The organism is Enterobacter vonholyi (assembly GCF_040834095.1).
Classification (GTDB): domain Bacteria; phylum Pseudomonadota; class Gammaproteobacteria; order Enterobacterales; family Enterobacteriaceae; genus Enterobacter; species Enterobacter vonholyi.
The window spans coordinates 4,452,476-4,464,072 of record NZ_CP162152.1 but is presented as its reverse complement, the minus strand read 5'-3'; the positions used below and the strand labels follow the sequence as shown (position 1 = coordinate 4,464,072).

General features: G+C 56.0%; 12 protein-coding genes. 10 read left to right on the top strand and 2 right to left on the bottom strand.

Annotated features, from left to right (window positions below; all coding sequences use genetic code 11):
* Positions 1-599: 599 nt before the first annotated feature.
* The 9 genes from rpmH (at position 600) to AB3N39_RS20935 (ending at position 8,119) form a co-directional block, all read left to right on the top strand.
* Positions 600-740, top strand: coding sequence for a 50S ribosomal protein L34 (rpmH, locus tag AB3N39_RS20975; protein WP_000831330.1), 141 nt, complete (start codon positions 600-602; stop codon positions 738-740).
* 16 nt (positions 741-756) lie between these two features.
* Complete coding sequence (gene rnpA, locus AB3N39_RS20970; RefSeq protein ID WP_032640303.1) at positions 757-1,116, top strand: ribonuclease P protein component; 360 nt, start codon at positions 757-759, stop codon at positions 1,114-1,116.
* Positions 1,080-1,337 (top strand): membrane protein insertion efficiency factor YidD, encoded by a 258-nt coding sequence (gene yidD / locus AB3N39_RS20965; protein WP_001307474.1) that lies wholly within the window; start codon positions 1,080-1,082, stop codon positions 1,335-1,337. Before rnpA ends, yidD begins: the two co-directional genes overlap by 37 nt.
* 2 nt (positions 1,338-1,339) lie before the next feature.
* Positions 1,340-2,983, top strand: a complete 1,644-nt coding sequence (gene yidC / locus AB3N39_RS20960; RefSeq protein WP_115876769.1) for a membrane protein insertase YidC — start codon at positions 1,340-1,342, stop codon at positions 2,981-2,983.
* 72 nt (positions 2,984-3,055) lie between these two features.
* The gene (gene mnmE / locus AB3N39_RS20955; RefSeq protein WP_032644252.1) at positions 3,056-4,420 is read left to right on the top strand and encodes a tRNA uridine-5-carboxymethylaminomethyl(34) synthesis GTPase MnmE; all 1,365 of its coding nucleotides are present in this window, start codon (positions 3,056-3,058) and stop codon (positions 4,418-4,420) included.
* Between the two features lie 111 nt (positions 4,421-4,531).
* Positions 4,532-5,707 carry an MFS transporter gene (locus AB3N39_RS20950; protein WP_136195848.1) on the top strand — a complete coding sequence of 392 codons (1,176 nt, stop codon included), beginning with the start codon at positions 4,532-4,534 and terminating at the stop codon, positions 5,705-5,707.
* Positions 5,676-6,647 carry an HTH-type transcriptional regulator YidZ gene (gene yidZ, locus AB3N39_RS20945; RefSeq protein ID WP_111964239.1) on the top strand — a complete coding sequence of 324 codons (972 nt, stop codon included), beginning with the start codon at positions 5,676-5,678 and terminating at the stop codon, positions 6,645-6,647. The genes AB3N39_RS20950 and yidZ overlap by 32 nt, the downstream gene beginning before the upstream one ends.
* Before the next feature lie 122 nt (positions 6,648-6,769).
* A complete protein-coding gene (locus AB3N39_RS20940; protein ID WP_133295381.1) occupies positions 6,770-7,516 on the top strand; it encodes a 4'-phosphopantetheinyl transferase superfamily protein in 747 nt (248 codons plus the stop codon).
* Between the two features lie 36 nt (positions 7,517-7,552).
* Positions 7,553-8,119, top strand: a complete 567-nt coding sequence (locus AB3N39_RS20935) for an NADPH-dependent FMN reductase (RefSeq protein ID WP_136195847.1) — start codon at positions 7,553-7,555, stop codon at positions 8,117-8,119.
* A 91-nt stretch (positions 8,120-8,210) separates the two neighbouring features.
* On the opposite strand, the gene adeP is transcribed toward AB3N39_RS20935, so the two are convergent.
* A complete protein-coding gene (adeP, locus tag AB3N39_RS20930) occupies positions 8,211-9,548 on the bottom strand; it encodes an adenine permease AdeP (protein ID WP_145974506.1) in 1,338 nt (445 codons plus the stop codon).
* 165 nt (positions 9,549-9,713) lie between these two features.
* Between adeP and yieH the strand changes: the two genes are divergently transcribed.
* A complete protein-coding gene (gene yieH, locus AB3N39_RS20925; protein ID WP_136195846.1) occupies positions 9,714-10,379 on the top strand; it encodes a 6-phosphogluconate phosphatase in 666 nt (221 codons plus the stop codon).
* A 31-nt stretch (positions 10,380-10,410) separates the two neighbouring features.
* Here the strand turns inward: yieH and AB3N39_RS20920 are convergent, their stop codons facing one another.
* Positions 10,411-11,559 (bottom strand): esterase, encoded by a 1,149-nt coding sequence (locus AB3N39_RS20920; RefSeq protein WP_136195921.1) that lies wholly within the window; start codon positions 11,557-11,559, stop codon positions 10,411-10,413.
* Positions 11,560-11,597: the final 38 nt, after the last annotated feature.

The following is an 11,597-nucleotide window of genomic DNA, read 5'->3' as shown; positions in this document are numbered from 1 at the left end:
GGCGGACTCCACTCGAACAATAAAAGAAAACTATTGAATATTCATGATTGTTGGCGCACATCGACATGACCCTGTGTAAAGGGGGACGTGCGAATTGCTATCTGCAATTTATCCTGACCAGGATCCTGGGATCCCGATCGGGACCGCGGATCATAGCCTAAACTGAGCCAGAGATCTTCTGTTTCTCACAGATTCTTCCCGATTTATCCACAGGAAGATCCAGAACCGGGTAAGTGTAAACGATCCTGGCGTGAGTGCCCCGCGATTTAGTCCGCATATTGGAAAAATTAATGAGCACAGACAATTTATTGCTTAAATGATCTAACGAAGATCCGGGACGATCCTTGCGCTTTGTCGGTGAGCCCGTATAATCCTCGACCCGGCGCGTGATGCTCATCTTCCTGCGTCGTCCGTTGCTCATTTTCCACGCGAAAACGTGCGGAAATACGCGGGAAATAAGGAAAGAGAATTGACTCCGGAGTGTACAATTATTACAATCCGGCCTCTTTAATCACCCACGCTGAGGCGTTAGTCGTTCGAAACTCGTTCGGGTATACGCAAAAGTCAGTGAATTTATTCAAGTTTAGGTAGAAATCGCCATGAAACGCACTTTTCAACCGTCTGTACTGAAGCGCAACCGTTCTCACGGCTTCCGTGCTCGTATGGCTACTAAAAATGGTCGTCAGGTTCTGGCACGTCGTCGTGCTAAAGGCCGCGCTCGTCTGACCGTTTCCAAGTAATAAAGCTAACCCCTGAGTGGTTAAGCTAGCATTTCCCAGGGAGTTACGTTTGTTAACTCCCGCTCATTTCACTTTCGTCTTCCAGCAGCCACTACGGGCTGGCACGCCGCAAATCACCATCCTCGGCCGCCAAAATTCGCTGGGGCATCCCCGCATCGGTCTCACAGTCGCCAAGAAAAATGTTAAGCGTGCGCATGAACGCAATCGGATTAAACGTCTGACGCGTGAAAGCTTCCGTTTACGTCAGCACGAACTGCCTTCAATGGATTTCGTGGTGGTGGCTAAAAAGGGGGTTGCCGACCTCGATAACCGTGCTCTCTCGGAAGCGTTGGAAAAATTATGGCGCCGCCACTGTCGCCTGGCTCACGGGTCCTGATAGCCCTCATTCGGGTCTATCAACGCCTGATTAGTCCGCTACTCGGGCCGCACTGCCGTTTCACACCAACATGCTCAAGCTACGGAATTGAGGCATTGCGCAGGTTTGGAGTGATAAAAGGCAGTTGGTTGACGGTGAAACGCGTATTAAAATGCCACCCTTTACACCCCGGTGGAGACGACCCCGTCCCTCCAGGACCCTTTGATACCAGAGAACACTAACGATGGATTCGCAACGCAATCTTCTTATCATCGCTTTGTTGTTCGTGTCTTTCATGATCTGGCAGGCATGGGAGCAGGATAAAAATCCTCAACCCCAGCAGCAGACCACGCAGACTACGACCACCGCAGCGGGTAGCGCCGCCGACCAGGGCGTACCGGCCAGTGGCCAGGGGAAACAGATTACGGTTAAGACCGATGTGCTTGAGCTGACAATCAACACCCGTGGTGGTGATGTTGAGCAGGCGCTGCTGTTGACCTACCCGAAAGAGCTGAAGTCTAACGAACCGTTCCAGTTACTGGAAACCACGCCTGAGTTTATCTACCAGGCGCAGAGCGGCCTGACCGGTCGTGATGGCCCGGATAACCCGGCTAACGGTGCGCGTCCACTGTATACCGTCGAGAATGACACCTTTGTGCTGGCTGATGGCCAGAACGAACTCGTTATCCCGATGACCTATACCGACGCCGCAGGCAACACCTTCACCAAAACCTTCACCCTGAAACGCGGTGAGTATGCGGTGAACGTGGGCTACAGCGTACAGAACGCCAGTGCGAAACCGCTGGAACTGTCCACCTTCGGTCAGCTGAAGCAGTCCATCAATCTGCCGTCTCACCGTGACACCGGAAGCAGCAACTTTGCGCTGCATACCTTCCGTGGCGCGGCGTACTCCACGCCAGACGCGAAGTATGAGAAATACAAATTCGACACCATTGCCGATAACGAAAACCTGAACGTCAGCGCTAAAGGCGGTTGGGTGGCAATGCTGCAGCAGTATTTCGCCACTGCGTGGGTGCCAAATAACGACGGTACCAACAACTTCTATACCGCGAACCTGGGCAACGGTATTGCAGCCATCGGCTACAAATCTCAGCCGGTTCTGGTACAGCCGGGTCAAACCGGTAAGCTGGCAAGCACCCTGTGGGTCGGCCCGGAAATTCAGGACAAAATGGCCGCTGTTGCGCCGCACCTGGATCTGACCGTGGATTACGGTTGGTTGTGGTTCATCTCTCAGCCGCTGTTTAAGCTGCTGAAGTTCATCCACAGCTTCCTGGGTAACTGGGGCTTCTCCATCATCGTTATCACCTTCATCGTTCGTGGCATCATGTACCCGCTGACTAAAGCGCAGTACACCTCCATGGCGAAGATGCGCATGCTGCAGCCGAAGATTCAGGCAATGCGTGAGCGTCTGGGCGATGACAAACAGCGCCAGAGCCAGGAAATGATGGCCCTGTACAAAGCAGAGAAAGTTAACCCACTGGGTGGCTGCTTCCCGCTGCTGATTCAGATGCCAATCTTCCTTGCGCTGTACTACATGCTGATGGGTTCCGTTGAGCTGCGCCACGCGCCGTTCGCTCTGTGGATCCATGACCTGTCCGCACAGGACCCGTACTACATCCTGCCGATCCTGATGGGCGTGACGATGTTCTTCATTCAGAAGATGTCGCCGACCACCGTGACCGACCCGATGCAGCAGAAGATCATGACCTTTATGCCGGTTATCTTCACCGTGTTCTTCCTGTGGTTCCCGTCAGGTCTGGTGCTGTACTATATCGTCAGCAACCTGGTGACCATCATCCAGCAGCAGCTGATTTACCGTGGTCTGGAAAAACGTGGCCTGCATAGCCGCGAAAAGAAAAAGTCCTGATCCGATAAGTTAACGCTAAAATAAGGGCGGTCGATTGACCGCCTTTTTTATTTGTATTGAACGAGACCAACCATGAGCCATAACGACACTATCGTCGCCCAGGCAACCCCACCGGGACGCGGTGGTGTAGGCATTCTGCGCATCTCCGGCCTGAAGGCGCGCGAGGTGGCCGAAGCGGTGCTGGGTAAACTGCCAAAGCCGCGCTACGCTGATTACCTGCCGTTTAAAGATACCGACGGCACGCCGCTGGACCAGGGCATTGCGCTGTGGTTCCCCGGCCCTAACTCCTTCACCGGTGAAGACGTGCTGGAGCTGCAGGGCCACGGCGGCCCGGTAATCCTCGACCTGCTGTTAAAACGGATCCTGACCCTGCCGGGCCTGCGCATTGCGAAGCCGGGCGAGTTCTCCGAACGTGCCTTCCTCAACGACAAGCTCGACCTGGCGCAGGCAGAAGCCATTGCTGACCTGATCGACGCCAGTTCTGAACAGGCGGCCCGCTCCGCCCTGAACTCGCTGCAGGGGGCATTCTCCGCGCGTGTGAATCACCTTGTGGAAGCACTTACTCACCTGCGCATCTACGTGGAAGCGGCTATCGACTTCCCGGATGAGGAGATCGACTTCCTCTCTGACGGTAAAATCGAAGCCCAGCTCAACCAGGTGATGAGCGATCTCGACGCCGTTCGCGCCGAAGCGCGCCAGGGCAGCCTGCTGCGCGAAGGGATGAAGGTGGTGATTGCCGGACGCCCTAACGCCGGGAAATCGAGCCTGCTGAACGCCCTGGCGGGCCGTGAAGCGGCAATCGTAACCGACATTGCCGGCACCACTCGCGACGTACTGCGCGAGCACATCCACATCGACGGCATGCCTCTGCACATCATCGACACCGCCGGTCTGCGCGATGCCAGCGACGAGGTTGAGCGCATCGGTATCGAACGCGCCTGGCAGGAGATCGAGCAGGCCGACCGCGTGCTGTTTATGGTGGACGGCACCACGACCGACGCCGTTGACCCGGCAGAGATCTGGCCGGACTTTATTGCCCGCCTGCCGGCCAAACTGCCGATCACCGTGGTACGTAATAAGGCAGACGTGACCGGCGAAACGCTGGGCATCAGCGATGTGAATGGTCACTCACTAATCCGCCTGTCGGCGCGTACCGGTGAGGGAGTGGACGACCTGCGCAATCATCTCAAGCAGAGCATGGGCTTTGACACCAGCATGGAAGGCGGCTTCCTGGCGCGTCGCCGTCACCTGCAGGCGCTGGAAGAGGCGGCTAACCACCTTGTCCAGGGTAAAGCGCAGCTGATCGGCGCGTGGGCGGGCGAGCTGCTGGCGGAAGAGCTGCGTCTGGCGCAGCAGAATCTGAGCGAGATCACCGGGGAGTTTACCTCGGACGATTTGCTGGGACGGATCTTCTCAAGCTTCTGTATTGGTAAATAATTCCCGCTAATCTATGGTGATTTCCTCCTGGGAAATCACCATTGTCCAAATGGCAACTCGCCTAATCCCTTTTCACCCCCTATCCTGCATGCCTTCATCTATGGGGGGTTTATGGCGCGTTTTCTGTTTTGTAGTTTCGCTTTAGTTCTGCTTTATCCGTCAGGCATTGATATGTATCTGGTGGGATTACCGCATATCGCCCGCGATCTGGGCGCCAGCGAAGCGCAGCTGCACATCGCGTTTTCGGCCTACCTCGCGGGGATGGCGTCGTCGATGGTGTTTGCGGGGAAGATCGCGGATAAGGCAGGCCGTCAGCCTGTCGCTATCTCCGGTGCCATCGTTTTTGCCCTGGCGTCCCTTCTCTGCTCACAGGCGCAAAACAGCACCGTGTTTCTGACCGGGCGCTTTATCCAGGGCATCGGGGCGGGCGGTTGCTACGTGGTGGCGTTTGCCATTTTGCGCGACACTTTAAGCGCCCAGCGTCGCGCCAAAGTGCTGTCGATGCTGAACGGCATTACCTGCATCATCCCGGTGCTGGCCCCGGTCGTGGGCTATCTGATCATGCTGAAATTCCCGTGGCAGAGCCTGTTCTGGACCATGGCGGCGATGGGCGCGCTGGTGTTTATCCTGTCGATCGCCGTGCTGAAAGAGACCCACCCGGGCTCGCAGAATACCGGCCATACCGCAACCATTCACCCGGCAGAGAAGCTTCTCAACCGCTTTTTCCTCAGCCGTCTGGCCGTGACCACGTTAAGCGTGGCGGTGATCCTGACCTATGTAAACGTTTCCCCGGTGTTGCTGATGGAGACCATGGGCTTCGATCGCGGTCAGTATTCAACGGTGATGGCATTAACCGCGATGGTCAGTATGGCCGTTTCGTTTTCGACGCCGTTTGCGCTAAATGTTTTCAGCCAGCGCACATTGATGCTGACCTCACAGGTTTTATTCCTCGCCGCCGGCGCGATCCTGGCGACCACCAGCTCACATACGGTCATGCTGGCAGGTATTACGCTGATTTGTGCCGGGTTCTCGGTTGGCTTTGGCGTAGCGATGAGCCAGGCGCTTGGCCCATTTTCGCTGCGGGCAGGCGTGGCAAGCTCGGTACTGGGGATCGCGCAGGTCTGCGGCTCGTCGATGTGGATTTGGCTGGCGGCGGTCATCGGGCTTAACGCGCTGAATATGCTGATCGGGGTTCTGATTGGCTGTAGCATATTGTGCATTACCTTACTTATGGTCATCCAGCCCGCGGCGCACTATGAAGAAGCCCATCAGCAGTCTCGATCTTAACCTGTTGCTTTGCCTGCAGCTTTTGCTGCAGGAGCGCAGCGTCACCAAAGCGGCAAAGCGGATGAACGTGACGCCGTCGGCGGTGAGCAAATCGCTGGCCAAGCTGCGCGACTGGTTCGAGGACCCGCTGTTTGTTAAAACGCCGCTAGGGCTGCTGCCGACGCCGCTGACGGTGAGTCTTGAGCAGGATCTGGCTGACTGGATGCAAATCGGCAACCAGATCCTCGATAAATTCCACCATGATTCTCCGGGCGGGCTGACGTTCGTGCTGGCCGCGGAAACGCCGTTGATGCTGATCCGCTTCAATGCCCTGCTGGAGCAGGTGAACCAGCGCTATCCGCAGGCTACGGTGAAAATGCGCCACTGGGATTACGACTCTCTGGACGCCATTACGCGTGGAGAGGTGGACCTGGGATTCACCGGACGCGAAACGCACCCGCGATCGCGTGAATTGCTGAAGCTAATGCCGTGGTTCATCGACTATGAGATCCTGTTCAGCGACCGTCCGTGCGTGTATCTGCGTGAGGATCACCCCGCGCTACAGGATGAATGGAACCTCGAGACCTTTCTGCGCTACCCGCACATCAGTATCTTCTGGGAACGCAGCGACACCTGGGCACTGGACGAAGTGCTAAAGGAGATGGGTCGGGAGAGAAACATTGCCATGAGCGTACCGGGCTTTGAGCAGTCGATGTTTATGGCAGCACAGCCCGGTCATAACTATATCGCCACGGCTCCGCATTACTGCCATCACTACAATGAACTCCACCAGCGGAAGCTGATCGCGCTTCCTATTCCCATTGACGAAGCGCAGGCTGAAAAGCTCACCGTTCCCTTCACGCTGATCTGGCATAAACGGAACAGCCATAATCCGAAAATTTTATGGTTGCGGGAAACCATCAAGGCGCTGTACGGTGCGAGCGATCCAATTTTTGCCTAAGAAAATGTAAAGTTCGGTCCTGAGGCTTCTCTTACTCCCATTTACTGATTAAAACAGGAGTCAAGTTAAGCGATAATCATGTAACCGTTTAACCGATTACGACCATTATCAAGGAGCGAAAAATGGCTACGCACTTTGCAAGAGGGATACTTACGGAAGGACGTCTCGTATCGGCAAGAATTTCTTCAGCCTGTCACCGTGAAGCACTCGATCTCCCGGAACACCGGAGGACGCGGTTTTTAGCGTCCAGAGCACTTCTCGCAGAACTGCTGTTTATGCTGTACGGCACCAGCGAGCTGCCGGACATCATTACCCAACCCGAAGGCCGCCCGGTCTTTGTCGACCCGGATCTCCCTCGTTTTTCGATTGCCTACGCGGGCAATATCATTGGCGTCGCGCTGACCACCGAAGGGGATTGTGGGCTCGATATGGAACTTCAGCGCGCAACGCGCAGCTTCCATGGCGGTAACGCACATGAAGACTATCCGCTCTCCAGCAATGAGAAGCTGTGGGTACGCAACCAGAACGATCCTGTCGAAGCCCGAGCCCAGCTCATTACCCTGCGCCAGAGCATTCGTAAGCTCTGCGGATGCGCCTCAGACGACGCCAGCCTGCTGCAGCTGTTGCCTGGCTCCGGACGTCTGCGTGCCGCCCAGGCCACGCTGGTGGAGGCACTCAGTGACGCAGAGGATGTGCTCATTTGGTCCATTGCGGTTACCCCTGCCATTGAACGCATGAAAATCTGGGAATTTGACAGTCAACAGGGATGGCGTAGCCTTCCTGATGTGCCCGAGCGCGCCAACGAGCCCGCCGCACGCCTGATGCGTTTAACCAGTTTACCGGCAGAAAAAGTATTCACCCTTAGCTGATCCAATCAGGGTCATCATGATGAAACAGGAGTAATCATGTCTGATACGTTGAAAATAGTTACGTTACTGGGAAGCCTGCGCAAAGGTTCATTTAACGGGATGGTTGCCCGCACGCTGCCACAGCTGGCACCGGCAGGTATGGAAATTAGAGCCCTGCCGTCTATTGGCGATATTCCGCTGTATGATGCGGACGTCCAGCAGGAAGAAGGGTTCCCGGAGAGCGTCGAGGCGCTGGCAGAGCAGATCCGCCAGGCTGACGGCGTGGTCATCGTCACGCCGGAATATAACTACTCGGTTCCGGGTGGCCTGAAGAATGCCATCGACTGGCTGTCCCGTTTACCTGAACAGCCTCTGTCAGGCAAACCGGTGCTGATCCAAACCAGCTCAATGGGCGCGATTGGCGGCGCTCGCTGCCAGTATCATCTGCGTCAGATCCTGGTCTTCCTGGATGCGATGGTGATGAACAAGCCGGAATTTATGGGTGGTGTGATTCAGAACAAAGTCGACCCGCAAACGGGTGAAGTGGTAGATCAGAGCACGCGCGACCATCTCTCTGGCCAGCTGACGGCGTTCGGGGATTATATTAAGCGGGTAAAAGCCTGATAAAAAAGCCCGGTGGCGCTAGCGCTTACCGGGCCTACACTCGTCAGTAGGTCAGGTAAGCGAAGCGCCACCTGACACCACAAACCGCACCTTAGTGCGCGTCTATAAACACAATCTTCAGCACAAACAGCAGCGCCACAATGATGACGCAAGGGCTGAGGTCGCGGAAGCGGCCGGTACCGATCTTCATTACGCAGTAAGAGATAAAGCCCAGCGCGATACCTTCGGTAATCGAGAAGCTGAACGGCATCATCACGGCGGTAATAAACGCCGGCACCGCTTCGGTTAAATCATCCCACTTCACGCGAGACAGGCTGGAGGTCATCAGCACCCCCACATAGATCAGCGCGCCGGCCGCCGCGTACGGAGGCACCATGCCCGCCAGTGGCGAGAGGAAGATCACCAGCAGGAACAGAATACCCACCACAACCGCCGTCAGGCCGGTACGGCCGCCCACGGACACGCCGGAAGAGGATTCAATGTAAGCGGTAACAGACGAGGTCCCGATAAATGAGCCGGTCACGGAGGAGATACTGTCCACAAACAGCGCCTGCTTCATGCGCGGGAATTTGCCTTTCTCATCTGCCAGACCCGCTTTGTCGGTCACACCGATCAGCGTACCGGAGGAGTCGAACAGGTTCACCAGCATGAAGGAGAAAATCACGCCCGCCAGGCCCAGGTTCAGGGAACCCGCCAGATCAACATGACCAACAACGGTAGAAACGCTCGGTGGAGCGGAAACGATGCCGTTATAGTGAACGTCGCCCAGCATCCAGCCCAGCAGCGTGGTCACCACGATGGACACCAGCACTGCCGCGTGAATATTGCGGGAAGCGAGGATCGCGATGATAAAGAAGCCCAGCACGCCAAGCAGCACGTTATGCGAGGTCAGGTGACCGATGCTCACCAGCGTATCCGGGTTCGCCACGATAACGCCGGCGTTTTTCAGCCCCATCATACCGATGAACAGACCGATACCGCTGGTAATGCCCACGCGCAGGCTCACGGGAATGTTTGCAATCATCCAGTAACGTACGCGGAAAATGGTCAGCAGCAGCAGGCCAACCGCGCCCCAGAAGATAGCGCCCATGCCCACCTGCCAAGGTAGCCCCATCGCCTGAACAACCACGAACGCGAAGAACGCATTCAGGCCCATCGCCGGTGCCAATGCAACTGGCAGGTTAGCGAATACACCCATCAGAATGCTGCCAAGGGCGGCGATCAGGCAGGTGGTTACAAAGACGGCGCTGGTATCCATGCCAGCAACGCCCAGAATTTGTGGGTTCACAAAAACGATATAGACCATCGTCAGGAAGGTGGTGAAACCAGCGATCACTTCGGTGCGTGCCGTTGTGCCGTGCTCGCGCAGTTTAAAAACGCGCTCAAGCAGACCCTGACCAGATGTCTGGGTAGTGTGTTGTTGACTCATCATCAATTTCCGAACAAGGAGGGAAAATTCGTCGCTATCCTATACCAAAATGCGACAATAGTGGCGGTTACGTGATACTTTTTTCATTGATTTTGCTTATACGGCAACGATTGCGTCCCGGTGAACCGCCGTGCGTAAACGTTAAACTTGTTAAAAGGGAAAGGCATGTCCGGAATTGAAGCGGTATTTTTCGACTGCGACGGTACGCTGGTCGACAGTGAGGTCATTTGTTCCCGCGCGTATGTCACCATGTTCCAGGAGTTTGGCATTACTCTGGAACTCGAAGAGGTGTTTAAACGCTTTAAGGGCGTGAAGCTCTACGAGATCATCGACATCATTAACGAAGAACACGGCGTCGTTCTTGAGAAGGCGGCACTGGAACCGGTGTACCGCGCCGAGGTTGCACGCCTGTTCGATTCGGAGCTGGAGGTGATTCCGGGCGCAAACGCGCTGCTGGATGCCATGACGGTGCCGATCTGCGTGGTCTCCAACGGTCCGGTCAGCAAAATGCAGCACTCGCTGGGCAAGCTTGAGATGCTGCACCACTTCCCGGAAAAACTGTTCAGCGGCTACGATATCCAGCGCTGGAAGCCGGACCCGGCGCTGATGTTCCATGCGGCAAAAGCGATGAACGTTAACGTAGAGAACTGCATTCTGGTGGATGACTCGTCTGCGGGTGCGCAGTCGGGGATTGATGCGGGAATGGAGGTGTTTTACTTCTGCGCCGACCCGCACAACAAGCCGATCGATCATCCAAAAGTCACGACCTTTACCGATCTGGCGCAGCTACCCGCGCTGTGGAAGGCTCGCGGGTGGGATATTACGCGCTAAGCCGCCCCTCCCTTCAGGGAGGGCGACAGGTTTATCTGAAGAGCTTTTGAACAAACTCTTCATAGGCCGGACGCCAGACGTCCATTTCGTGATTCAGACCAGGGTACATTTTATAGTCGAATTTGATGCCCTGTTTTTCCAGCTCCGCTTTCAGACCGGCGATATCTTTGCCGGTCACCGAATCGCGCTCTCCCACAACGACGGTGAAGTTATGCAGCTGCCGATTAATGGCCTCAGGCTGCTTAAAGCGTGCGGCCACGCCTTCGTCAGGTACGGTTGTTGTGGTAACGCCGCTGAACGTTCCCAGCCAGCCGAAGCTGTCCATATGGTTCATACCGGAGACCAGCGCCTGATAACCGCCCTGTGACAATCCCGCCAGCGCCCGGCCGGCCGCATCTTTACGCACGTTGAAGCGTGTATCCACCAGCGGAATAATCTCGCTCATCAGTTCACGGTCTGCGGCTTTCGCATTAAGCGGATAGAAAGACTTCCGTCGTTCTGCCGGAGGGAAGTTCTCGGGGATGGCCTCAGCGCTCTCCGTCTCGGTGTCGGGTACCACCACCAGCATCGGTTTGATTTTCCCCTCGGCCATCAGGTTATCCATGATTTGCGGCAGACGGCCCTGGTCGATGGCCGAGAGCCCGGTATCCCCAAAACCATGGTAGAAGTAGAGCACCGGTAAGGGTTCCCCTGTGCCGTTGTAGCCAGGGGGAGTCCATACATAGACGCGGCGCTCTGACCTGAGCGACGGCGAGTGCCAGGTCAGGGTGGTGAGATCGCCATGCGGTACGGCGCGATCGTCGAGAATACTGCCCGGAACCAGAATCAGGCTGGTGTTCACCTGCCGCTGAGGTTTTTGATAGCGGCTTCCCGTGTCGACTGAACGGAAACCATCGATGTCGAAATAATATTCGTAGAGATTCGGGGCCATCGGCTCGCTTTTCCATGACCAGACGCCATTTTTCTCTTTCGTCATATCATGGGAAACCTGGCTTTCAGGCATTGACCCCGTCACCACGGAGACTCGCGTTGCACCGGGTGCAAACAGGCGAAACGTAATGCTTTTATCCGCATTAACCTGGGTCACATAGTGGCTGACCGGGGTAGTCTGGTCAGGTGTGACCGGCAACGGTGCGGCAATAACGTCTGTTCCAGTACCGATCCCGATGCTGATGGCCATCGCCAGGCACGCTAATGAATTTTTCATATCCCATCCTT